This window comes from Serratia sp. K1WW1 (assembly GCF_055790865.1).
The window spans coordinates 2,714,250-2,738,267 of the sequence record NZ_CM147697.1; the positions used below are offsets into that span (position 1 = coordinate 2,714,250).

At 53.4% G+C, this 24,018-nt stretch carries 22 protein-coding genes; 12 read left to right on the forward strand and 10 right to left on the reverse strand.

Features of this window, described 5'->3' with window-relative positions; translation table 11 throughout:
- Nucleotides 1-168: 168 nt before the first annotated feature.
- Nucleotides 169-753, forward strand: coding sequence for a thymidine kinase (locus tag ACX9GU_RS12295; RefSeq protein WP_473194929.1), 585 nt, complete (start codon nucleotides 169-171; stop codon nucleotides 751-753).
- A 164-nt stretch (nucleotides 754-917) separates the two neighbouring features.
- Here ACX9GU_RS12295 and adhE read toward each other — a convergent pair whose 3' ends face one another.
- Nucleotides 918-3,593 carry a bifunctional acetaldehyde-CoA/alcohol dehydrogenase gene (gene adhE / locus ACX9GU_RS12300; protein ID WP_021806599.1) on the reverse strand — a complete coding sequence of 892 codons (2,676 nt, stop codon included), beginning with the start codon at nucleotides 3,591-3,593 and terminating at the stop codon, nucleotides 918-920.
- 518 nt (nucleotides 3,594-4,111) lie between these two features.
- Here adhE and ACX9GU_RS12305 point away from each other — a divergent pair.
- The 7 genes from ACX9GU_RS12305 (at nucleotide 4,112) to oppF (ending at nucleotide 12,787) form a co-directional block, all read left to right on the forward strand.
- Nucleotides 4,112-4,756 carry a YchE family NAAT transporter gene (locus tag ACX9GU_RS12305; RefSeq protein ID WP_021181228.1) on the forward strand — a complete coding sequence of 215 codons (645 nt, stop codon included), beginning with the start codon at nucleotides 4,112-4,114 and terminating at the stop codon, nucleotides 4,754-4,756.
- Between the two features lie 680 nt (nucleotides 4,757-5,436).
- Nucleotides 5,437-7,074, forward strand: coding sequence for an ABC transporter substrate-binding protein (locus ACX9GU_RS12310; RefSeq protein ID WP_473194930.1), 1,638 nt, complete (start codon nucleotides 5,437-5,439; stop codon nucleotides 7,072-7,074).
- A 152-nt stretch (nucleotides 7,075-7,226) separates the two neighbouring features.
- On the forward strand, nucleotides 7,227-8,864 hold the full coding sequence (gene oppA, locus ACX9GU_RS12315) for an oligopeptide ABC transporter substrate-binding protein OppA (RefSeq protein ID WP_473194931.1): 1,638 nt from the start codon (nucleotides 7,227-7,229) through the stop codon (nucleotides 8,862-8,864).
- Between the two features lie 82 nt (nucleotides 8,865-8,946).
- Nucleotides 8,947-9,867: an oligopeptide ABC transporter permease OppB gene (oppB, locus tag ACX9GU_RS12320; RefSeq protein ID WP_021181231.1), complete on the forward strand. Its 921-nt coding sequence runs from the start codon at nucleotides 8,947-8,949 to the stop codon at nucleotides 9,865-9,867.
- 15 nt (nucleotides 9,868-9,882) lie between these two features.
- Nucleotides 9,883-10,788, forward strand: coding sequence for an oligopeptide ABC transporter permease OppC (oppC, locus tag ACX9GU_RS12325; RefSeq protein WP_021181232.1), 906 nt, complete (start codon nucleotides 9,883-9,885; stop codon nucleotides 10,786-10,788).
- An 11-nt stretch (nucleotides 10,789-10,799) separates the two neighbouring features.
- Nucleotides 10,800-11,792 carry an ABC transporter ATP-binding protein gene (gene oppD, locus ACX9GU_RS12330; RefSeq protein WP_021806595.1) on the forward strand — a complete coding sequence of 331 codons (993 nt, stop codon included), beginning with the start codon at nucleotides 10,800-10,802 and terminating at the stop codon, nucleotides 11,790-11,792.
- Entirely contained in the window at nucleotides 11,789-12,787 is a 999-nt protein-coding gene (oppF, locus tag ACX9GU_RS12335) for a murein tripeptide/oligopeptide ABC transporter ATP binding protein OppF (protein WP_473194932.1), read from the forward strand. Before oppD ends, oppF begins: the two co-directional genes overlap by 4 nt.
- Nucleotides 12,788-12,847: 60 nt before the next feature.
- On the opposite strand, the gene ACX9GU_RS12340 is transcribed toward oppF, so the two are convergent.
- Together ACX9GU_RS12340 and cls are read right to left on the reverse strand one after the other, a co-directional pair.
- The gene (locus ACX9GU_RS12340; protein WP_021181235.1) at nucleotides 12,848-13,171 is read right to left on the reverse strand and encodes an HI1450 family dsDNA-mimic protein; all 324 of its coding nucleotides are present in this window, start codon (nucleotides 13,169-13,171) and stop codon (nucleotides 12,848-12,850) included.
- A 56-nt stretch (nucleotides 13,172-13,227) separates the two neighbouring features.
- Complete coding sequence (gene cls, locus ACX9GU_RS12345; RefSeq protein WP_473194933.1) at nucleotides 13,228-14,688, reverse strand: cardiolipin synthase; 1,461 nt, start codon at nucleotides 14,686-14,688, stop codon at nucleotides 13,228-13,230.
- 235 nt (nucleotides 14,689-14,923) lie between these two features.
- Here cls and ACX9GU_RS12350 point away from each other — a divergent pair, with 235 nt between their 5' ends.
- A complete protein-coding gene (locus tag ACX9GU_RS12350) occupies nucleotides 14,924-15,100 on the forward strand; it encodes a YciY family protein (protein ID WP_004945296.1) in 177 nt (58 codons plus the stop codon).
- Between the two features lie 48 nt (nucleotides 15,101-15,148).
- Here the strand turns inward: ACX9GU_RS12350 and ACX9GU_RS12355 are convergent, their stop codons facing one another.
- Together ACX9GU_RS12355 and ACX9GU_RS12360 are read right to left on the reverse strand one after the other, a co-directional pair.
- Nucleotides 15,149-15,640 carry a Dps family protein gene (locus ACX9GU_RS12355; protein ID WP_021181236.1) on the reverse strand — a complete coding sequence of 164 codons (492 nt, stop codon included), beginning with the start codon at nucleotides 15,638-15,640 and terminating at the stop codon, nucleotides 15,149-15,151.
- A gap of 215 nt (nucleotides 15,641-15,855) precedes the next feature.
- Nucleotides 15,856-17,340, reverse strand: coding sequence for an MFS transporter (locus ACX9GU_RS12360; RefSeq protein ID WP_368438070.1), 1,485 nt, complete (start codon nucleotides 17,338-17,340; stop codon nucleotides 15,856-15,858).
- A gap of 121 nt (nucleotides 17,341-17,461) precedes the next feature.
- On the opposite strand from ACX9GU_RS12360, the gene ACX9GU_RS12365 reads away from it, so the two are divergent.
- Nucleotides 17,462-18,019 (forward strand): TetR/AcrR family transcriptional regulator, encoded by a 558-nt coding sequence (locus ACX9GU_RS12365; protein WP_065685693.1) that lies wholly within the window; start codon nucleotides 17,462-17,464, stop codon nucleotides 18,017-18,019.
- A 115-nt stretch (nucleotides 18,020-18,134) separates the two neighbouring features.
- On the opposite strand, the gene ACX9GU_RS12370 is transcribed toward ACX9GU_RS12365, so the two are convergent.
- On the reverse strand, nucleotides 18,135-18,431 hold the full coding sequence (locus ACX9GU_RS12370; RefSeq protein ID WP_021806591.1) for a YciI family protein: 297 nt from the start codon (nucleotides 18,429-18,431) through the stop codon (nucleotides 18,135-18,137).
- A 319-nt stretch (nucleotides 18,432-18,750) separates the two neighbouring features.
- On the opposite strand from ACX9GU_RS12370, the gene tonB reads away from it, so the two are divergent.
- A complete protein-coding gene (tonB, locus tag ACX9GU_RS12375) occupies nucleotides 18,751-19,497 on the forward strand; it encodes a TonB system transport protein TonB (RefSeq protein WP_024529245.1) in 747 nt (248 codons plus the stop codon).
- A gap of 48 nt (nucleotides 19,498-19,545) precedes the next feature.
- Here tonB and yciA read toward each other — a convergent pair whose 3' ends face one another.
- On the reverse strand, nucleotides 19,546-19,968 hold the full coding sequence (gene yciA, locus ACX9GU_RS12380) for an acyl-CoA thioester hydrolase YciA (RefSeq protein ID WP_473194934.1): 423 nt from the start codon (nucleotides 19,966-19,968) through the stop codon (nucleotides 19,546-19,548).
- Nucleotides 19,968-20,507 (reverse strand): septation protein A, encoded by a 540-nt coding sequence (locus ACX9GU_RS12385; protein ID WP_021181242.1) that lies wholly within the window; start codon nucleotides 20,505-20,507, stop codon nucleotides 19,968-19,970. Before ACX9GU_RS12385 ends, yciA begins: the two co-directional genes overlap by 1 nt.
- A 222-nt stretch (nucleotides 20,508-20,729) precedes the next feature.
- Between ACX9GU_RS12385 and ACX9GU_RS12390 the strand changes: the two genes are divergently transcribed.
- The gene (locus ACX9GU_RS12390) at nucleotides 20,730-22,433 is read left to right on the forward strand and encodes a SulP family inorganic anion transporter (RefSeq protein ID WP_473194935.1); all 1,704 of its coding nucleotides are present in this window, start codon (nucleotides 20,730-20,732) and stop codon (nucleotides 22,431-22,433) included.
- Between the two features lie 49 nt (nucleotides 22,434-22,482).
- On the opposite strand, the gene ACX9GU_RS12395 is transcribed toward ACX9GU_RS12390, so the two are convergent.
- Together ACX9GU_RS12395 and ACX9GU_RS12400 are read right to left on the reverse strand one after the other, a co-directional pair.
- Nucleotides 22,483-23,277 (reverse strand): YciC family protein, encoded by a 795-nt coding sequence (locus tag ACX9GU_RS12395; protein WP_024529248.1) that lies wholly within the window; start codon nucleotides 23,275-23,277, stop codon nucleotides 22,483-22,485.
- A gap of 41 nt (nucleotides 23,278-23,318) precedes the next feature.
- Nucleotides 23,319-23,759, reverse strand: a complete 441-nt coding sequence (locus ACX9GU_RS12400; protein ID WP_473195168.1) for a YkgJ family cysteine cluster protein — start codon at nucleotides 23,757-23,759, stop codon at nucleotides 23,319-23,321.
- Between the last annotated feature and the right edge of the window lie 259 nt (nucleotides 23,760-24,018).

Consider the following 24,018-nt stretch of genomic DNA (forward strand, 5'->3'; position numbering starts at 1 on the left):
GCGTTGTTAACCGCAACAGACTCATCAACCGGGGGCGAATATATTTGCCCTGATTGACAAGGGCGCAGTGTAGCGCGCCAGCAAGACCAGAGGATGAGTCTGCGGCGGGCTACGCTACAACCAGAAAGTCTTAGGGTATATATTTTAAACCATTGGAGTCGCGGCCACATGGCTCAGCTTTATTTTTATTATTCCGCTATGAATGCGGGGAAATCGACGGCGCTGTTACAATCTTCATATAATTATCAAGAACGTGGTATGCGCACGTTGGTGTTTACCGCGGAGGTCGACCACCGCTTCGGCGTGGGCAAAGTGAGTTCGCGGATTGGGCTGTCGTCGCAAGCACAGCTTTATAATAACGCCACTCAACTGTACGACATGATTAATCAGGAGCATCAGCAGCAGCCCGTGCATTGCGTGCTGGTGGATGAGAGCCAGTTTCTGACCAAAGAGCAGGTTGAAGAACTTTGCGAGGTGGTCGACCAACTGGATATTCCAGTGCTGTGTTATGGCTTACGCACGGATTTTCTTGGGGAACTGTTTGTTGGCAGCCATCATCTGCTGGCTTGGGCAGACAAACTGGTCGAACTGAAGACCATTTGTCATTGCGGGCGTAAGGCCAATATGGTGCTGCGCCTGGGGGACGATGGCAAGGCGATGCACATGGGGGAGCAGGTGGTGATCGGGGGTAACGAAAGCTATGTTTCGGTATGCCGCAAGCACTACAAGGAAGCGATCAAGGCCCCAGAGTGATATTGCACCAGAAGCGCCGCAAAAGGCCTATGCGGCGTTTTTGAATGCCGCCCTGGGGGGTAGGGTAGTGCCGTTGTCAAAATCGCGTGGCGTTCATTGGGCACAGTTTATCTCACGCATAAAAAAACCCGCCTTTCGGCGGGTTTTGACCATTCAGAGAACGGTTATTTCTTGGACTTTTTTTCCGCTTTGGCTGCAACTGGTGCCGCAACTACCGCCTCTTCTTCAGTCGCTTCGCTGAATTCGCGACCGTAGAAGGTATCCATCAAGATTTGCTTGAGTTCGGCAATCAGCGGATAACGAGGGTTAGCTCCGGTGCATTGGTCATCAAACGCATCTTCAGACAGCTTGTCGACCTTGGCCAGGAAGTCGGCTTCCTGTACGCCAGCTTCGCGGATCGAGGTTGGAATGCCCAGCTCTGCCTTGATTTCGTCCAGCCATTTCAGCAGTTTTTCGATCTTCTGCGCGGTACGGTCACCGGCAGCGCTCAGGCCGAGGTGGTCTGCGATTTCCGCGTAGCGACGACGTGCCTGAGGGCGGTCATACTGGCTGAAGGCGGTCTGCTTGGTCGGGTTGTCGTTGGCGTTATAACGGATAACGTTAGAGATCAACATGGCGTTAGCCAGACCGTGCGGGATGTGGAACTCAGAACCCAGTTTGTGGGCCATTGAGTGACAGACACCCAGGAAGGCGTTGGCAAACGCGATACCGGCGATGGTAGCGGCGTTGTGTACACGCTCACGAGCAACCGGGTTTTTCGCCCCTTCGTGATAGCTGGCTGGCAGATATTCTTTCAGCAGTTTCAGCGCTTGCAGCGCCTGACCGTCGGAATATTCGTTGGCCAGTACGGAAACATAGGCTTCCAGAGCGTGAGTGACCGCATCCAGGCCGCCGAAGGCGCACAGGGATTTAGGCATGTTCATCACCAGGTTGGCATCGACAATCGCCATGTCCGGGGTCAGAGCATAGTCAGCCAGTGGGTATTTCTGGCCGGTAGCGTCATCGGTTACTACCGCAAACGGTGTGACTTCTGAACCGGTACCTGAAGTGGTGGTGACGGCGATCATTTTCGCTTTCACGCCCATTTTCGGGAACTTGTAGATACGCTTACGGATGTCCATAAAGCGCAGCGCCAGATCTTCAAAGTGGGTTTCAGGATGTTCGTACAGCACCCACATGATTTTCGCGGCGTCCATTGGTGAACCACCACCTAGCGCGATGATCACGTCTGGTTTGAAGGAATTCATCTGCTCGGCACCTTTACGTACGATGCTCAGCGTTGGGTCAGCTTCAACCTCAAAGAACACTTCAGTTTCAATACCGTGCGATTTCAGAACCTTGGTGATCTGATCGGCATAGCCGTTATTGAACAGGTAGCGGTCGGTAACGATGAAGGCGCGTTTTGCCCCGTCGGTAGCCACTTCTTCCAGCGCGATTGGCAGTGAGCCACGGCGGAAGTAGATTGATTTAGGAAGTTTGTGCCACAACATGTTTTCTGCTCGCTTCGCTACAGTTTTCTTGTTGATCAAATGTTTTGGACCGACGTTTTCAGAGATGGAGTTACCACCCCAGGAACCGCAGCCCAACGTCAGTGACGGAGCGAGTTTAAAGTTGTACAGGTCACCGATACCCCCTTGAGAAGCCGGGGTGTTGATCAGAATACGTGCGGTTTTCATTTTGTCGCCAAAATATTCCACGCGTGCAGTCTGGTTATCTTGATCGGTGTACAGACAAGAGGTGTGACCGATACCGCCCATGGCGACCAGTTTCTCGGCTTTGCTGACGGCGTCTTCAAAGTCTTTGGCCCGGTACATCGCCAGGGTTGGTGACAGTTTTTCATGAGCAAACGGCTCAGATTCGTCAACCAGTTTCACTTCACCGATCAGGATTTTGGTGTTGGCTGGCACTTTGATACCGGCCATTTCAGCGATTTTTGGTGCAGACTGGCCAACGATAGCGGCGTTGAGGCCACCGTTTTTCAGGATGATGTCCTGAACGGCTTTCAGCTCTTTGCCCTGCAGCATGTAGCCGCCGTGGGAAGCGAAGCGTGCGCGCACTGCATCGTATGCGGAATCCACCACAATCACGGACTGTTCAGACGCACAGATCACACCGCTGTCGAAGGTTTTTGACATCAGGATAGAAGCAACAACGCGTTTGATATCGGCAGTTTCATCGACGACAACTGGAGTGTTACCGGCACCAACACCGATAGCGGGTTTACCAGAGCTGTAAGCAGCTTTAACCATGCCTGGGCCACCGGTTGCCAGGATCAGGTTGATGTCTGGGTGATGCATCAGCTGATTGGACAGTTCCACCGTTGGCTGGTCGATCCAACCGACGATGTCTTTTGGCGCGCCAGCCGCAATGGCAGCCTGCAGCACGATGTCTGCGGCTTTGTTGGTGGCGTTCTTGGCACGTGGGTGCGGAGAGAAGATAATGCCGTTACGGGTTTTCAGGCTGATCAGCGCTTTGAAGATCGCGGTAGAAGTTGGGTTGGTGGTTGGTACGATACCGCAAATCAGGCCAATTGGCTCTGCAATGGTGATGGTACCGAAAGTGTCGTCTTCGGAGAGGATCCCGCAGGTTTTTTCGTCTTTATAGGCGTTATAGATGTATTCGGAAGCGAAGTGGTTTTTGATGACTTTGTCTTCAACGATACCCATGCCAGATTCTTCAACGGCCATTTTAGCCAGAGGAATACGGGCATCTGCGGCGGCGAGGGCAGCGGCGCGGAAGATCTTATCAACTTGCTCTTGTGAGAAGTTGGCATACTCGCGCTGGGCTTTTTTGACACGTGCAACTAGCTCGTTCAATTCAGCGACATTCGTTACAGCCATGATGCTCTCCTGATAAATGTTAAACTCTTTCAGTAAATAAGCCGTTCGAGGAACTAGTATAGACATCTGTCAGGAAGGCGTCTGTGAGATCATGAGACTTTTCCCGCAGTTAGCGACCCATACTGCTGATTTACTTAAAGAGCTTTACCAAGTGCAAGTTGGTAGTAGGCAAGCGAGACAGAAACGGTATCCATACCTCGTACTCCCTTTTGACTACGACTAAGAGCTTAACTATTCCTGAGTAGATATTTTGTGATGTACATCATAAAAATTGCAAGCTGACACCTTTCAGCTTGCGGTTGTTGAGAGTGATTATCAACAAAGTGTTTGATGATGACGCGATGATACTTGATAACAGCATACCGCACACAAAGCATTAACAATGGCGAATTGTTTTGTAACATTCTGTTGGAGTAGGGAAAAATGCTGGCCGAGTGGATGGATTAGCTGGCGCAATTCCATTACATTAGCGCGCATCGGCAGTGTCTCTTTATACAGCTATTTATGCGGAGTTTTTCGTGGGCCAATCTCTGTTGGATTTTTCCGGCTACATCAAGTTCTTTGTCGGCCTGTTTGCGCTGGTCAACCCGGTAGGTATTCTGCCGGTGTTTATCAGCATGACCAGCTATCAGGCCGAGGTCGGGCGTAACAAAACCAACCTGACGGCTAACCTGTCGGTGGCGATTATTTTGTGGACCTCGCTGTTCCTGGGCGAGGGCATATTGCGTATGTTTGGTATCTCCATCGATTCTTTCCGTATTGCCGGCGGCATTCTGGTGGTGACCATCGCCATGTCGATGATCAGCGGCAAGCTGGGTGAAGACAAACAGAACAAGCAGGAAAAGTCAGAGAGCGCGATCCGTGAAAGCATCGGGGTTGTTCCCTTGGCGCTGCCGCTGATGGCCGGGCCGGGTGCCATCAGTTCCACCATTGTCTGGAGCTCTCGTTACCACAGCTGGCAGAACCTGTTAGGTTTTACCGTGGCGATCGCCTTGTTCGCTTTCTGTTGCTGGCTATTGTTCCGGGCAGCTCCGCTGCTGGTGCGTCTGCTGGGGCAAACTGGCATCAACGTCATTACCCGTATCATGGGGTTATTGTTGATGGCGCTGGGGATCGAATTTATTGTTACCGGGATCAAAGCCATTTTCCCTGGGTTGTTATAACCTTAATAAAGCCGCGGACAACCCCGTTTGCGGCTTAAGTTATTTTTAATTTTTCAAATTATCTCAGGCGATGCATTATTAAAGTGCATAACCTGCCTGCTTTTTATTCTATTGCCCCACCCTGTGGCACAAATCTCACTTTATCGGTTGATAAAGCATCAAGATGTTATTTTCTCCACTTTTAAAATCCGCGTGACCGGGGTTTTTGTCTCCCTGTGGGGAAAACTGTTGTTAATTTAATCACATCATTCTGTAGGGCTTGTCTCCGTTTCACACAGGTGTTATTAGTGATTAACCACGCATAGGCAGGTGTTTATTCTCTGAACGGCGTTTTTGTTAACTGAATGTTTCTTTTGAGTGGTTTTTTTCATCCGGGATGAAAAGGTTAAAAATTAATCCTAAATTTATCCAATAAAATCATAAGATTAATCCATTTATGGGCCGGTGGGAAGGCTAGGTGTCTGTAGGGCTATGGGATAATAAAAGAGAAATGCTTAACATTTCTGTAAAAAATATTGGCTATGAATTTTTGCTTCTGCTAATTTCCGAGCAACTTGTCAGAAGGAAAAATCTTATCTTTGACGCGCCAGGTAGGAATGATTTTTGCTGGTATCCGTATATTTAGCCCGCTTGATAACTATTTCACAATTATTGCTTAGCCGTGAAAAGGAGCCTGTAGTATGCCGCAAACCACGAAGCATCAACCGTTGGCCGTTATCATCGCCGCCGTGTTGGGGATGATCGCCAGCCAAAACCTGCAGGCCGTAGAGGTACCGGACGGTGTGCAATTGGCACCACTTCAGCGCATGGTGATCAACAACGGTTCAGAAGTCGCTTCGTTGGATCCGCATAAGGTCGAAGGAACGCCTGAGAGCAATATTATCCTCAACCTGCTAGAAGGGGTGGTCAGCACCGATGCCAATGGTCATCTGGCTCCTGCAGTGGCGGAACGCTGGGAAAATACCGATTACCAGACGTGGACCTTCCACCTGCGTCCAGGGGCGGTATGGAGTGATGGCTCTCCGGTGACCGCGCAGGATTTCGTTTACAGCTGGCAGCGGCTGGCGGATCCCAAGACCGGTTCCCCTTATGCCAGCTATCTGCAATACGCCCGAATTGAGAATATTGACGCTATTCTTGCCGGTAAGAAACCGCCTGAATCGCTTGGTGTCAGCGCCATTGATGATAAAACGTTGAAGGTGACGCTCAGCGAGCCGGTGCCCTATTTTGTCAGCATGCTGTCCCATACCTCAATGAAACCGGTGAAACAGTCCGTGGTTGAGAAATTTGGCGATAAGTGGACACTGCCACAAAACTACGTGGGCAACGGGGCATATCGCTTATCCGAGTGGGTCGTCAATGAACGTATCGTGCTCGAACGCAGCCCGAGCTACTGGAATAACAGCAACACGGTGATCGAGCAGGCCACGTTCCTGCCGTTGTCTTCCGAAGTCAGCGACATTAACCGTTACCGCAGCGGTGAAATCGATATTACTAATAGTGCCATCCCACCGAACCTGTACGCCAAAATGAAACGCGAGATCCCGGAACAGTTGCACGTTAACCCTTACCTGTGCACCTTCTATTACGAGATCAACAATCAGCGTGCGCCGTTTACCGACGAGCGCGTGCGTGCGGCAGTCAAGTTGACGCTGGACCGCGACATTATTGCCAACAAGATCATGGGCCAGGGCCAAATTCCGGCCTACAGCTTTACGCCAACCTTTACCGAGGGGGGCAACTTCAGCCAGCCTGAATGGGCAGGGTGGACGCAGGAAAAACGCAACGAAGAAGCGAAGAAACTGCTGGCGCAGGCCGGGTTCACCGCTGAGAAACCGCTCAAGTTTACCTTGTTGTACAACACCTCCGATCAAAATAAGCAGCAGGCCATCGCTGCTGCCTCAATGTGGAAGAAGAACCTTGGCGCACAGGTCACATTGCAAAATCAGGAATGGAAAACCTCGCTGCAGAGCCGCCATGAAGGGCAGTTTGATGTGGCCCGTGCCACCTGGTGCGGCGATTACAACGAACCGAGCGCGTTTCTGAATATGCTGCTTTCCAACAGCAGCAATAACACTTTCTTCTATAAAAGCCCGGCGTTCGATGCGCTGATGGCCAGCACCCTGCAAGCGCCGGACGCCGCTGCACGCGGGGCGATTTATCAGCAGGCGGAGGCCTTGCTGGATAAAGATTCTGCGCTGGTCCCGGTTTATTATCGGGTCAGTGCGCGCCTGGTCAAACCTACGGTTGGCGGTTTCACCGGCAAAGATCCGCAAGACTATATCGATCTGAAAAACTTTTACATCATCAAACCGTAATGAAGGGTGTTACCGGCGGTGATAGCAGCCGGTAATACACAGGAAAGGCAGCGTCGTTTCGTTCCACGGCGTCCAGCCATAGCAACCCCCGGTTAACGGGCAACGCAGCTCCCACGACGGAGTTGTGATAATAAAAACTGGAGTTTAACCACATGACCAACATCACGAAGAAGTCCCTGCTGGCAGCAGGCATTATTGCGGCGCTAGGCTTGACGGCGGCAGGAACTGCTTTTGCGGCCGATGTGCCAGCGGGCGTTCAGCTGGCAGACAAGCAGGAAATCGTTAAGAACAATGGTTCCGAAGTACAATCCCTGGATCCGCACAAGATCGAAGGCGTGCCTGAAAACAACGTCACTCGCGATCTGATGGAAGGGTTGGCCAACAACAGCCCGGACGGTTCAGTGGTGCCGGGTGCAGCAGAAAGCTGGGATAACCAAGATTTCAAAGTGTGGACCTTCCACCTGCGTAAAGATGCCAAATGGTCGAACGGTGAGCCGGTAACGGCACAAGACTTCGTGTATAGCTGGCAGCGTTTGGTCGACCCGAAAACGGCCTCTCCTTATGCCAGCTATCTGCAGTATGCCCACGTAGAAAACGTGGATGACATCATCGCGGGTAAAAAAGACAAATCGACGTTGGGCGTGAAGGCCATCGACGATCATACCTTCCAGGTGACGCTGACCGAGCCGGTGCCGTATCTGGTAGAAATGACTCCGCACTACGCCATGAAGCCGGTGAATAAAGAAGCGGTAGAGAAGTTTGGTGAGAAGTGGACCCTGCCAGAGAACTACGTGAGCAACGGCGCATACAAGCTGAAAGACTGGGTGGTTAACGAACGTATCGTGCTGGAACGTAACCCGCAATACTGGGATAACGCCAAAACCATCATTAACAAAGTCACCTTCCTGCCGATCGCTTCAGAAGTCACCGACGTTAACCGCTACCGCACCGGTGAAATCGACATGACCTATAACAACATGCCGATCGAACTGTTCCAGAAGCTGAAAAAAGAGATCCCGAACGAAGTACACGTCGATCCATACCTGTGTACTTATTACTACGAAATCAACAACCAGAAAGCACCGTTCACTGATGCTCGCGTACGTGAAGCGCTGAAGCTGGGGATGGATCGCGATATCATCGTCAACAAGGTGAAGAACCAGGGCGATCTGCCAGCGTACAGCTTTACTCCTCCTTACACCGACGGTGCCAAGTTGACCCCGCCAGAATGGTTTGGCTGGACGCAGGAAAAGCGTAACGAAGAAGCCAAGAAACTGCTGGCCGAAGCGGGTTATGGCCCGGGTAAACCGCTGACCTTCTCGCTGCTGTACAACACTTCCGATCTACACAAGAAGCTGGCCATTGCCGCGGCGTCTATCTGGAAGAAAAACCTGGGTGTGGACGTGAAGCTGGTGAACCAGGAGTGGAAAACCTTCCTGGATACCCGCCATCAGGGCACCTATGACGTGTCACGTGCTGGCTGGTGTGCGGACTACAACGAACCAAGCTCCTTCCTGAACATGATGCTGTCCGACAGCAGCAGTAACACCCCGCACTATAAGAGCGCAGAATTCGACAAGCTGATGGGCAACGTCTTGACGGCGAAAACCAAAGAAGAACGTGCCGATCTGTATCAGAAAGCCGAAGTTCAGCTGGATAAAGACTCTGCCATCGTTCCGCTTTATTACTATGTGAATGCTCGCCTGGTGAAACCTTATGTGGGTGGTTACTCAGGCAAAGATCCACTTGATAACGTTTACGACAAAAACCTGTACATCATCAAACATTGATGCGGCAAGGGCTGGCGGCACAGGTCGCCGGCCCATTTCAAGACAATAAGCCGTTATCAGGCTGAAGCACAGGGCTAGGGCAATGCTTAAATTTATCTTTCGTCGCTTGTTAGAGGCGATCCCGACACTATTTATCCTTATCACCATCTCTTTCTTTATGATGCGCCTCGCACCCGGCAGCCCGTTTACCGGTGAGCGTGCGCTGCCACCCGAAGTGTTGGCCAACATTGAAGCCAAATATCACCTTAACGATCCGATCTGGAAACAGTACGGGCACTATTTGGTACAGCTGTCGCAGGGCGATTTTGGCCCTTCATTCAAATACAAAGATTATTCGGTTAATGACCTGGTCAAGGCCTCGTTCCCCGTTTCAGCCAAACTGGGTTTTGCCGCTTTTGTGCTGGCGGTGGTGCTGGGAGTGAGCGCAGGGGTTATTGCCGCGTTGAATCAGAACACCAAGTGGGACTATACGGTGATGGGGTTCGCCATGACCGGTGTGGTGATCCCCAGCTTTGTTGTCGCCCCCTTACTGGTGCTGATTTTCGCCATTACCTTGAAGTGGTTGCCCGGTGGGGGCTGGAACGGTGGGGCGCTGAAGTTCATGATCCTGCCGATGGTGGCGCTGTCTTTGGCTTATATCGCCAGCATCGCCCGTATCACCCGTGGCTCGATGATTGAAGTGTTGCACTCCAACTTTATCCGTACCGCCCGTGCCAAAGGTTTGCCAATGCGCCGCATTATTCTGCGCCACGCATTAAAACCTGCGCTGCTGCCGGTGCTGTCGTATATGGGGCCAGCGTTTGTTGGGATTATCACCGGTTCGATGGTGATTGAAACCATCTACGGCCTGCCAGGAATTGGCCAGCTATTCGTTAACGGAGCGCTGAACCGTGACTATTCGCTGGTGTTAAGTCTGACCATTCTGGTCGGTGGCTTGACCATCCTGTTTAACGCGATCGTCGACGTGCTGTATGCCGTGATCGATCCGAAAATCCGTTACTAAGCTGGAGCACGCAAGATGTTGACGAAAAAGAACAGCGAAGCTCTGGAAAACTTCAGCGAACAGCTGGAAGTTGAAGGGCGCAGTCTGTGGCAGGATGCTCGCCGCCGCTTTATGCACAACCGTGCGGCGGTGACCAGCCTGTTTGTGTTAGCGCTGATCACCCTGTTTGTGATCTGTGCCCCCTGGCTGTCGCAGTTTGCTTATGATGACACCGATTGGGCCATGATGTCTGCCGCGCCTAACCTGGAGTCCGGGCACTATTTCGGTACCGACTCCTCAGGGCGTGACCTGCTGGTGCGCGTGGCCATTGGTGGGCGTATCTCGCTGATGGTGGGGGTCGCTGCGGCGCTGGTAGCCGTGGTATTAGGCACCTTGTACGGTTCACTTTCTGGCTATCTGGGCGGCAAGACCGACTCGGTGATGATGCGTTTGCTGGAGATCCTGAACTCCTTCCCGTTCATGTTCTTTGTGATCCTGCTGGTGACCTTCTTTGGGCAAAATATCCTGCTGATCTTTGTGGCGATCGGTATGGTGTCCTGGCTGGATATGGCGCGTATCGTGCGCGGGCAGACACTCAGCCTTAAACGTAAAGAGTTTATCGAAGCGGCGCTGGTGTGCGGTGTATCGACTCGCAATATCGTCCTGCGGCATATCGTGCCGAACGTACTGGGCGTGGTGGTGGTATATGCCTCGCTGCTGGTGCCGAGCATGATCCTGTTTGAATCCTTCCTCAGCTTCCTGGGGCTGGGTACTCAGGAGCCACTGAGCAGTTGGGGCGCATTGTTGAGCGATGGTGCCAACTCAATGGAAGTATCACCGTGGTTGCTGCTGTTCCCAGCCTGTTTCCTGGTTATCACTCTGTTTTGTTTCAACTTTATCGGCGATGGCCTGCGTGATGCCCTCGACCCGAAAGATCGTTAAGGAGTGCAACCATGAGCATTAATTCTCAACCACAAGACGGACTGCTGCTGGACGTCAAAGATCTGCGTGTGACGTTCGGTACACCAGACGGCGATGTGACTGCGGTGAACGATCTCAATTTCGATCTGCGCGCGGGTGAAACCCTGGGTATCGTCGGGGAGTCGGGTTCCGGCAAGTCACAGACGGCATTTGCGTTGATGGGCCTACTGGCCAGCAATGGCCGCATCGGTGGCTCGGCAAAATTCAATGGCCGTGAAATTCTCAACCTGCCAGAAAGCCAGCTCAACAAGCTGCGGGCTGAAGAGATCTCGATGATCTTCCAGGACCCCATGACCTCGTTGAATCCTTATATGCGGGTTGGCGAGCAGTTGATGGAAGTGCTGATGCTGCATAAAAAAATGAGCAAAAGCGAGGCGTTTGAAGAGTCGGTCCGGATGCTGGATGCGGTCAAAATGCCGGAAGCCCGTAAGCGTATGCGGATGTATCCGCATGAGTTTTCCGGCGGGATGCGCCAGCGCGTGATGATCGCCATGGCGTTACTGTGCCGGCCAAAACTACTGATTGCCGATGAGCCAACCACCGCGCTGGACGTTACCGTGCAGGCACAGATCATGACGCTGCTTAACGAACTGAAGCGTGAATTCAATACGGCGATCATCATGATCACCCATGATTTGGGCGTGGTTGCCGGGATTTGTAACAAGGTCTTGGTGATGTACGCTGGCCGCACCATGGAATACGGCAGCGCCCGCGATGTGTTTTATCATCCGAGCCACCCATATTCTATCGGGCTGCTCAATGCGGTGCCGCGTCTGGATGCCGAAGGTGAAGCGTTGATGACCATCCCTGGTAACCCGCCAAACCTGCTGCGTTTGCCGAAGGGCTGTCCGTTCCAGCCGCGTTGTCCGCATGCGATGGAGCAGTGCGCGAGTGCTCCGCCATTGGAGCAGTTTGGTGAGGGGCGCCTGCGCGCCTGTTTCAAGCCGGTGGAGGCGTTGGTATGACCGCAACCGATAAAAGAGTGCTGCTGGAAGTCGCAGACCTGAAAGTTCACTTCGATATTCATGATGACAAGCAGTGGTTCTGGCAGGCACCTAAAACCCTGAAGGCGGTGGACGGTGTCACCGTGCGCCTGTTTGAAGGCGAAACGCTAGGGGTGGTAGGGGAGTCAGGCTGCGGTAAATCCACCTTCGCACGGGCAATTATCGGCCTGGTGAAGGCGACCAGTGGCCGCGTTGCCTGGTTGGGCAAAGATCTGCTGGGCATGAGCGATGCCGACTGGCGCAAGACGCGCAGCGATATTCAGATGATTTTCCAGGATCCGCTGGCCTCGCTGAACCCGCGTATGACCATCGGTGAGATCATCGCCGAACCGCTGCGTACCTATAATCCGAAAATGCCGCGTCAGGAAGTGAAGGATAAGGTCAAAGCGATGATGTTGAAGGTGGGCCTGTTGCCGAACCTGATCAACCGTTATCCGCATGAATTCTCCGGCGGGCAGTGTCAGCGTATTGGCATCGCCCGCGCCTTGATCCTGGAGCCGAAACTGGTGATTTGTGATGAGCCGGTCTCCGCCCTGGACGTGTCTATCCAGGCGCAGGTGGTGAATCTGCTGCAGCAGTTGCAGCGTGAGATGGGGTTATCGCTAATCTTTATCGCCCACGATCTGGCGGTGGTTAAACACATTTCCGATCGGGTGCTGGTGATGTATCTGGGCCATGCGGTGGAGCTGGGAACCTATGACGAGGTCTATCATAACCCGCAGCATCCTTACACCAAGGCGCTGATGTCGGCGGTTCCGGTGCCGGATCCTGACAAGGAAAAGGAAAAGCAGATCCAACTGCTGGAAGGGGAACTGCCATCACCGATCAATCCGCCTTCGGGCTGTGTGTTCCGCACCCGCTGCCCGATTGCCGGGCCGGAGTGCGCTAAAACTCGCCCATTGCTGGAAGGCAGCTTCCGTCATGCGGTATCGTGCCTGAAAGTTGATTCGTTATAATGGGTTGATTAATAATAAAAAACCTGCCATCTGGCAGGTTTTTTTATTCCGTTAACCGGCTTATTCTTTCCACAAAATGTGGCACAGCTTGTTATCTTTCTCGCGGCAGATCAGCACGCGGGCAAAGACATCGTTGATAGGCTCGCCATCGCTGTCCGCCAGGCCGATCACCACCTCGGCAAAGAAGTCCGGATTCAGATCGTAATCCACGTGCTCCTGCCAGTCTTCTGCCGGATCGTACAGCTCGGCACCGCCGCGCTCTTCAAACTGTAAATTGAACAGCAGAATATCCGCGGGATCCAGATTGTCGCCGGCCAGCTCCAGGAAGATGTCGTAGGCTTGTTCCAGCGTTTCATCTTCGGTAAGGCGATTATTCAAGTCCATATAAAAATCCTGATAACAAATGATTTGAGGTTATTAAACCATGCTCGTTGCCGCTTTTACAGCAACGGGCTGAAAAAGTAAAACAGGCGTTCGACCAGGCGGTGCCAGTACGGGCGCTTCAACCATTGCTCGGCATCCAATAGCTGCGAGCGGGCGATGTAATCATCTTGCACACAGGCCAGATCGGCACCAAAGCCGCTGTCGTCAATCACCAGGGTGATCTCAAAGTTCAGCCACAGGCTACGCATATCCAGATTGACCGTGCCGACCAGGCTGAGCTGGCCATCGACCAACACGCTCTTGGTGTGCAACAGCCCGCCTTCAAACTGATAAATCTTCACGCCCGCTTCCAGCAGCTCCGAGAAGAAAGCACGGCTGGCCCAGCGCACCATCATTGAGTCGTTGTCGCGCGGAACGATAATGCTGACGTCAACGCCACGCAGCGCTGCCGTGCAAATGGCATGCAGCAGATCGTCGCTTGGTACCAGGTAGGGAGTGGTCATGATCAACTGCTCACGCGCGGAATAGACCGCCGTCAACAGCGCCTGATGGATCATTTCTTCCGGGAACCCCGGGCCGGAGGCAATAACCTGGATGGTGTGGCCGCTTTCCTGCTCAAACGGCATGATATTCACGTCTGGCGGCGGTGGCAAAATGCGTTTGCCGGTCTCAATCTCCCAGTCACAGGCGTAAACGATACCCATCGTGGTTGCCACCGGGCCTTCCATGCGTGCCATCAGGTCGATCCATTGACCAACCCCGGCATCCTGCTTGAAGAAGCGCGGATCGACCATGTTCATACTGCCGGTGTAGGCGATGTAATTGTCGATCAGCACCACTTTGCGATGTTGCCTGAGGTCCATGCGGCGCAGGAAGACGCGGAACAGGTTAACCTTGAGTGACTCAACCACTTCAATACCGGCATTACGCATCATGCTGGGGTAAGGACTGCGGAAGAACTGTACGCTGCCAGCCGAGTCCAGCATCAAACGGCAGTGCACGCCACGGCGCGCGGCGGCCATCAATGATTCGGCGACCTGATCAACCTGCCCACCGGGCTGCCAGATATAAAACACCATCTCGATATTATGGCGAGCCAGCTCTATATCCCGCACTAGCGCATTCAGGGTTGAATCGGTGGTCGTCAGCAACTGTAGCTGGTTGCCTTTGACGCCATCAATTCCTTGGCGGTGGTGGCAAAGCTGGAACAGCGGACGGGCCACTTCACTGTACTCGGTAGCAAAAATCCGGCTGCTTCCTTTAAGCTCATTCAACCAGCGAGCGGTTGAGGGCCACATGGCCTTGGCTCGCTCTGCGCGGCGTTTGCCCAGGTGCAGTTCGCCAAAGGATAAATAAGCGACGATACCGACCAAGGGCAGAATATAGATCACCAGCAGCCAGGCCATGGCCGAAGGCACGGTGCGTCGTTTCATCAGAATACGCAATGTGACCCCGGCGATAAGCAGCCAGTAGCCAAACACCAAAAGCCAACTAATTACGGTATAAAAGGTTGTCATAAAGGCAAAAATTTCCGTTGGTAAGCCACTAATAATGAGTGTACGCACAGAACAACAAAGGTGAAACCTTTTCTCGGAAGTTAAGTTACATAAAAATGATTGACCAAAGGGACTTGCCGAAAACAAAAATCATGCTTTCTCTATTGTAGGCGTCAATACAGCGATAAACGGGCGACTTGGATCGCGCGTTGAAAGGGCTATAATGCCCGCGGTTGGCATTGATGGGTAACGTAAAATGAGACGCAGTAGAAATGAAGTGGGCCGCTGGAGGATGTTACGGCAGAGCCAGCGGCGCAGGCACCGTTGGCTGGAGCGCCAGTCGTGCAGCAACCGGCATATCATTCGTGTTCGCCGTCGTTTGGACGATCAACACCGCAGAGCCTTATTGTTCGTTGTGGCTTACGAGTGGTAAAACAAGAACAGCCCGTTATGGGCTGTTCTGCTATTGGCTGGACCTGGGTTATTTACCCAGATAGGCGTTCAACATCCACACCTGTTTTTCCTGCTCTTTAATGTAATCACTCATCAGCGAAGAGGTACCCTCGTCACCGGCCTCTGCGGCCAGCGTCAGCAGTTCGCGCTGCTGTTGCAACAAAATGGCGTAGCCTTCCAGCAAGCCGCGCAGGGTGCCTTTATCGTCGGTGACATTGGTATCTTCCTTGATATCCGCCGTTTTCAGATAGTCACTGAAGGCATGGCGAGGCTGTGAACCCAGAGTCAGAATACGCTCTGCCAGTTCATCCACCTTGGTCAGCAGGTCATTGTAGGTTTCTTCAAACTTGACGTGCAGTTCAAAGAAATGCGGGCCGGAAATATTCCAATGGTAGCCGCGCACGTTCATGTACAGCACCTGGTAGTTAGCCAGGAGGGCGTTCAGTGCTTCAGAGAGTTTTGCTGATTGTTTGGTGTCCAGGCCGATATGAGTCTTGGTCGCTTTCTTTGCCGTTGCCATAATAATCTTCTCCTGATTATTTGTTTCGATTATCTAGATTGATATCCATACAAAACAGGTTAACCGGATCTATCATAAGGTTAAAGTTGCTACTAAACATCAATTCAATCGTTCAAACCAATTTACCCGTCATCTTTCAAGCTGCTTACATTCATCAATTGGCTAATCGGGTAGGGGCGCTGCATTGCTGCGCCCACTTAACCTTATCGATTAAATTACACCTGCGCTCTTTTGCGCAAAGCAAATTTTAGCACACCGGCGCTCAGGCTGGTGAGCAATGCGGCGGCGATCAGCACGGCAATAAAGGCCTGATCAAAGGCGCCTCTAGCCAGCTGGATCAGCCTTTCTGCGCTGTCCGCGCCCATATTTCCGGCTAACCGTAACGCCTCATCAATGCTGTCATAAGCGAGATCGCCTGCAGGCAGATTGGCAGGCAATATTAGGCTGTGGCTATAGACCGCCGTCATCAACCCGCCCAGCAGCGTGACGCCTAACACGCCACCCAACTCCCACGAGACATCTTCAATGGCGGCGACCATGCCCGCCTTGTCTTCTGGGGCGTTGAGCATAATGGCCGTTGAGGCGGCTGTGATGGCACCGCCGAGGCCAAAGCCCACCACAAACAGGCAGACCAACTGCATAATGACGTTGCCTTGATACCACAGGGCGACACCCGCAATGCCTAAGGCGGTGAGAATAAAGCCGCCCACCAACATGGCGCGCTCGCCATAACGCGGTAGCAAGGCCCCGGCCAGCGGGCCAGCCAGAGCCGAGGCGACCGGAATGGGTAAAATAAACAACGCGGCCAGCAGCGGCGTCATGCCTAGCACCAACTGTAACCGCTGGCTTAACACCAGTTCGACCCCGATCAGCGCGATCATTGAAACGATCGCCACACCGACACCGCTGGCAAACAGCCGATTGCGGAACAGTGAGAAATCAATCATGGGGTATTGCGCCCGCTGCTGACGGCGGACAAACAGCGTCAGGAACAGCGTCCCGAGCGCCGCCGCAATGGCGAAGTCACTCAGGGAGAACGCGGGTTTACTCAGCTCTTTCAGCGCATAGATCGACGCCACCAGGCCGAACATGATCTGTAGCGAGCTGATAAAGTCGCAGGGGCGTTGACTGTCTCCACCGCAACGAGGGATCAGATATACCGCCAGCGGCAGGACCAGCATCACCACCGGCACGTTGATCAGAAATACCGAGCCCCACCAGAAATAGGACAGCAGAACGCCGCCTACCACCGGGCCAAGCGCTGCGGCACCGGAGGCCACGGCGGCCCAGATGCCAATCGCCAGCGCACGTTCACGCTCATCGGTAAAGACGTGGCGCACAATGGATAGCGTGGCTGGCATCATCATCGCAGCCCCGATGGCCAGGAAAGCCCGTGATGCAATCAGCCACTCGGCACTGGGGGAGAACGCGGCGCACAGTGAGGCCAAGGCAAAGACCGGCAAACCGGCGATAAACATTTTCTTGTGGCCAAGACGGTCGCTTAACATGCCAGCGCCGGGCAGCAGGCCAGCAACCACCAACGGGTAGGCGTTAACGATCCACAGCTTTTGTGAGGCTGTGGCATCCAATGCCTGGGTCAGGCGCGGCAACGCGGTGTAAAGCACCGTCATATCGGTAATGATTAAAAATAGCGCACTGGAGATCATTGCCAGGATCAGCCAGCGGTTTTGGGCGTGCATAAAGAGTATCCTAGTAAACCGATGACGCGGCTGCGTCACCTTACGGTAACCACCCGGTAGTACCGGTGGTATACTGCTATAATATAAATCCATACGTACGTATTGAAAAGGGGCTTTCTCAATGGGGCGTCAACGGAGTATCGATCGTGACAAGGTGCTGGATACCGCAGAAGAGATTGTGGCGACCCAAGGTGCGGCAGGGTTGACCATCGATTCGGTGGCTAAAGCCATGGGGATCTCCAAGGGGGGAGTGCAATATTGCTTTGGTAGCAAAGATGCGCTCATCGATGCGATGTTTGACCGTTGGGGCAAGGTTTATGAGCAGGTTTTTGACGATATTGCGGGCAGCGATCCGGACCCGTTAACCATCGTCCAGGCGCATATGCAGGCTACCCGCAGTTCCGATCAGGCTTCCAGCGCCAAGGCCGCCGGGTTGATGGCGACGTTAATTCAGACGCCAGAACACCTGGACAGTACGCGAGAATGGTATCGCAGCCGCATAGCAGGTCTGGATCTGACTACCGAGGCGGGGAGAAAGGCGCGATTGGCCTTCCTGGCTACCGAGGGAGCCTTCATGCTGCGGTTCTTCGGCTTTATGGATATCACTCAGCAGGAATGGGAAGCGATGTTTGCCGACCTGCAAAAGTGGGTTCTTACCGATACGGCTCGCAATGGTTGACCTATCACACTGATAGATGGCGATCGCTCCCCGCGGCGAGTATGTTTAACGAATAAAGATATTCCCTCGAAGAACCCACTTTTAGCCAGCCACCTCCGTGCTGGCTTTTTTTTGCTTAAAATACCTGCTTGAAGGGTTTCACCGTGACTTCGCCGTATACGCCTGCGTCCACGTACGGGTCTTGTGCTGCCCAGGATTTTGCCGCCTCCAGCGAAGGGAACTCGGCGATCACGGTAGAACCGGTAAATCCAGCCTGGCCTGGATCGTTGCTATCGATAGCCGGGTTAGGGCCAGCGACCACCAACCGGCCTTCATCACGCAGCGCCTGCAGGCGAGCCAGATGGGCGGGGCGAACGGCCATGCGCTGTTCCAGCGTGCCAGGTACGTCTTGTGCGTAGATCAGATAAAGCATATTTCACCTTTAAAATCATTGCCATACAACGGTAATCACAAAGTAGCGCAAAACCTGTGACAAGGGAATGCCAATCCAGATAAAAATTCATTACCGTGCTGAGGATAGCTGCGCGTGCTGCGATTGACGAGTGAGGGAACACATTGGTTAACAATCCGTATGCAAAGCGCAATAAAAGGCTAATTAAACGTTAATATCCCTATGAGTTTGCTGGTTTTAGCGCCTAATGATGCCGATTAAAGCGATAGTTTGTCTTTCGTTATTGAATATGATTGCTATTTGCATTTAAACTTGGCGCACCAGAGGAAACAGAATCATTATGCCGCTAAACAAAATGTTCCTTATTCGCCGAATTTCCGTGCCAATTGTCCTCTCCGTTGGTTTGCACAGTGCCCTGGTGGCCGCCTTGCTCTACGCTTCCGTCAACGAAGTGTTGGAGTTGCCGAAGCAGGAGGATGCCCCTATCAGCGTCATGATGGTGAATATGACCGCGCTGGCAGAACCGCCACCGCCGGCTGCGGCGGAACCGGAGCCACAGGTAGAACCTGAGCCTGAGCCAGAACCAATCCCGGAGCCAGAGCCGCCACCGCCGGTACCGGTAGCCATCCCTAAACCGGAGCCGGAGAAACCCAAGCCGAAGCCAAAACCGAAGCCGAAGGTAGAGAAGCCGGTCAAGCGTGAAGTGAAGAAGACCGAACCGCGTGAACCTTCGCCGTTCGACAATCAATCCGAAGCCAAGCCGATCGACAAGGCACCGGTTAAACAGGCACCATCTGCACCCGCGCCGGGAACTTCCCGTGAGTTGGGGCCGAAAGCTCTGAGTATCGGCAAGCCGATGTATCCACCGCGCGCCCAGGCATTGCAGATCGAAGGCAAGGTCAAGGTTCAGTTCGATGTCGATAGCGACGGGCGGGTTACTAACGTGCGTATTCTGTCTGCGGAACCACGTAATATGTTCGAACGTGAAGTGAAGCAGGCAATGCGTAAATGGCGCTATGAAGCCAAAACCGCGCAGAACCTGACGAAGACCATCGTCTTCAAAATGGAAGGTTCGACGGTTGAGTAAGCAATAAAAAAGGTCGCGTTTGCGACCTTTTTGCTATCTGGCGTAGGCTTATTCGCCAACGCGGAAGCTCATCTTACCGTCTGGCAGGGCGCGAGGGCTGCCAGCGTCATCTACCGCTACATAGGTAAAGACCGCTTCCGTGGCACGGTAGCGCTGGCCGATCGGGGCAGAAGACACCTTCTTGACCCAAACTTCCACATTGATGGTAATGGAGCTGCGGCCACTGCGGATACAGTTGGCATAGCAGCACACCACGTCACCCACCGCGACCGGCTTGAGAAAGGTCATGCCGTCAACCCGCACGGTCACCACGCGCCCTTCGGCAATCTCTTTGGCCAGGATCGCGCCGCCGATGTCCATTTGCGACATCAGCCAGCCGCCAAAAATATCGCCGTTGGCATTGGTATCTGCCGGCATGGCCAGCGTGCGCAGCACCAGCTCACCGCTAGGCAAAGGTCGTTGTTCGGTCATTATTTCTTCTGCTCTTCTGGCATATGACGGTAAATATAGATACCGCTCAACAGGGTGAAGACCAGCGTCAGCACGGTCAGGCCAAATACCTTGAAATTAACCCAAACGTCCTGCGGCATCCAGAATGCCACATAGATATTGGCCAAGCCGCAGGCCAGGAAGAACAGGGCCCAGGCAATGTTAAGGTGGTTCCAGACGCTGTCCGGCAGGGTCAGCTCTTTACCCAACATGCGTTGGATCAGCGGCTTTTTCAGTATCAACTGGCTGATCAGCAACGCCAGGGCGAACAGGGTGTAGATGACGGTGACCTTCCATTTGATAAACAGGTCATTGTGGAACACCAGGGTCAAGGTACCGAATACGGCGACCATGGCAAAGGTGATCAGCGTCATCTTCTCAACCTTGCGGTATTTCAGCCAGGTAAAGACCAGTGCCAGGGCGGTGGCGACGATCAAGGCACCCGAGGCGACGTAGATATCGTAAAGCTTATAAAAGGCAAAAAAGACAATCAGGGGTAGAAAATCAAGAAACTGCTTCATAAATCAATCCATCATAGGTTCATCGGGCGACTATACCGGATTTGGCGCGCTCTGTGTATCGCACTAAAGGGCAGATTATCGGTGTTCGTCCGGTAGATTGCTGCTGTAAACGCCAGAATTTGCATAAACTTACGATTGTTACCCTCGGTTATTTGCAAGCGCTGGGTGTACGACGCATATTAAGCATAATAATAGCCGCATAATTTACCATGGAAAATAGCTATGCAGTGGAAGTCTCTGCGGGCGTGGACGCCCGGTTTGACGCATTTGTTAGGATATGAACGCAGTTGGTTGAAGCCGGATATTCGTGCGGGGTTATCGGTCGCAGCGGTAGCTTTGCCGGTGGCGATCGCCTATGCCGAACTGGCCGGTGTCAGCCCGGTGGTCGGGCTTTACTCCTGTATTTTACCGATGATCGCCTATGCCATTTTTGGCTCGTCGCGGCAGCTGATTGTTGGGCCGGATGCGGCAACCTGTGCGGTGATCGCCGCCGTGGTGACTCCGCTGGCCGCAGGAAGTATGGAGCTGCACTGGCAGCTCACCATCATGATGACCGCAATGACGGGGGCTTGGTGTTTGCTGGCTAGCCGCTTCCGGCTCGGGGCCTTGGCAGACCTGCTTTCGCGCCCGATCCTCAGCGGATTGCTGAACGGCGTAGCGGTGACCATCATCGTCGATCAGATCGGCAAAGTGCTGGGGTTCGGTACGCCACCGGCGCAGCTGATTGAACGTATTTATGCCTTGCCCGGTAACATTCTGCACAGCGATTGGCCGACGATGGGCATTTCATTGCTTACGCTGACAATGCTGGTGGGGGTTAAAAAATTGCGGCCTAACTGGCCTGCGCCGTTGTTTGCCATCGTGCTGGTCGCCTTCATCACCTGGGCGGGTAATTTGCAGCAGCACGGTATTATTACCGTAGGGGGCTTCAGCGGCATGCTGCCTATCGTACAGTGGCCGGATTTTCAGCCGGGCTTACTGCGTGACATGGTGATACCGGCGCTCAACCTGGCGGTGGTCAGCTTTGTCAGCATGATGCTCACGGCGCGCAGCTTTGCGGCGAAAAATGGCTACGAGGTTAATGCCGATGCGGAGTTCCGTGCGCTGGGGCTGGTCAACATTGTTTCTGCGCTGTCGCAAGGGTTTGCCATCAGCGGGGCCGATTCGCGTACGGCGGTAAACGATGCCAACGGCGGCAAGAGCCAACTGGTATCAATTATTGCCGCCATCGTCATTGGCATTGTGCTGCTGTTCCTGACTTCTCCGCTGCAATTTATTCCGGTAGCCGGATTAGGCGTGGTGCTGATGTACGCCGCCTGGTCGTTGATCGACATTCGCGGCATCTGGATCCTGCGCAAGCGCAATACCCAGGCGTTCCGGCTGGCAGCCTTCACCTTCGTCAGCGTGCTGCTGGTGGGGGTGATCAGCGGCATTGGCTTGGCGGTATTGCTTGGCCTGATGCAGTTTCTGCGCACCGTGTTCCGCCCCACGGAGCAACTGCTGGGCGTCAATGAGGAAGGCATGATCCACTCAATGGGCAACAACAACGGGGTGAAAGCGGTGCAGGGCGTGATGATGTACCGCTTTAACTCCCCGCTGACCTATTTCAACGTGGCCTACTTCAAGCGGCGCATCCTCAATCTGGTCGACAGCACGCCGTTCCAACCGCGTTGGGTGGTGGTGGATGCGGTGGCCAGTTTTACCCATGCGGATATCAGCGTGCTGGCGGCCATTGACGAGCTAAAACGTGATTTGTTACAGCGTAACGTTAAGCTGGTGTTGGCCGGACGGCGCACCGAGTTAACGCGCTGGTTCCGTATCAATCGGGTGGGGCGCGATAAGGATTTGATCCTGGTGCCCGACCTTTATCTGGCACTCAAGCTGATACAAAGCAAGGAACAGGCTGAACCGGGCACCGTGCAGTAAATAAAAAGGGCACGCCTAAAGCGTGCCCTTAAACTTCAACTGATTCGGTTTATCTTTTATCTAATGAAACGCCAGAAGCGGGCGCCGTGTCACGCAGTAACATATACAGACGGAACAAATAAATCAGCAGCAGGGCAGAAACCAGGTTGCTCAATGCTGTCAGAACTATGCTGGCTACGTGTGGCGTCAACACCGACAAGTGGCTGACCATAAACAGCACCAGCAGTTTGGCCGCCAACCATAGCATCATCGCCGGAACGATCACCCGCGCGTTGGCAAAGGCCAGCTTGCAGCTCAGTTTCAGTGAGGCAAACATGCCTTTCCCATCGGCCACGGAAATCACCGGGGCCAACGAGAACGAGATCGCCATGATCACACCGGGCACGACGAACAGCGTCAGGCCCAGCTGGGTCAGCAAGGTGCAGACAAACAGCAGCAACAGTAAACGCGGCAACAGCGGGGCAGATATCCCGATAGCCCGCAGCGCACTGGTACGCTGGCCTTCAGAAACCAGGCGGATCAGCGTCAACATGCCCCCTACCAGCAGCACGTTACCCACTAAAGCGGAAATCGTGGCGGCGGCGGACACTTTCAACAGCACCATCTGCTGTTCAGGCGTCATTTGCTGAATGATTTCCTGGATCCCCATGCCGGCACCGGCGTTGGAGGCCAAATCACTTTCCGTCGCGGTCAGGATCTTCAACTGCTCGATATCGGGGCTAAACGCCTGATTAAGCAGCACAGAAATGAATGCGGTCAGCAGTGCCAACAGCACAATGCTGGCAACCTGATTACGGAAAAAGTTAAAACTGTCACGGTACAACGTGTTGGCCGTAATTGGCATGCTTGGCATGCAGACTCCTTGGCGTCGGGAACGTAGTTAAATCAGTGGACGATTGTACCTTGTTCCGCGCCGCTGTGGCACCCCGCGAATGGCACTGTGCTGATTTCTTGGGCGATTATGGTCTCTGACATTGATAAAGGCAGGGGAACCGGCAAGGGCGGCAGGCCGTAGCGCTCACGCGCCCGATCGCAGGCTTCATTGCGCAGGCCGTTTTCCCCGGATTGATCGAATTCGCGGCAGGGGCTAGGGCGGCTGGAGTAGATCGAACAGGATACCGCCTGACCAATCTCACCCACCAGCGAGGTACAGCGTGGGGACTTGCTGTTGGTTCCCTGCATACAGCGCAGAAAGGGGCTCAAGGGTTCTGTTAAGGATATAGGTACCAAGCCGCCGCCATCTTCCGCTTCGGCCCAATAGAATGAAACTCGGAAATAACCGCAGCAGGCGCCGCAGCTGGTGCAGGGATTTTCAATTTCGCTCATCTTGATTGCCACCGACTCCTTACCGGCCCAACCAAAACCAACAGGAATGATGAAATTACGCAGAGGCATTTTTTTTAGCAACTTTTTTTGGTAACAGAAATGTAAACATGCATATATTTTGCAATAAATCTCATTTATTGATTCAGATCAATTATCGATTTATTAACACCTTAGGTGGCTTTGTTTTTGGTGGGAATTTAAATTTTTACACTTAAGATGTGATCTCGATGGGATCATAAATACCTGTTAATAGGTATAT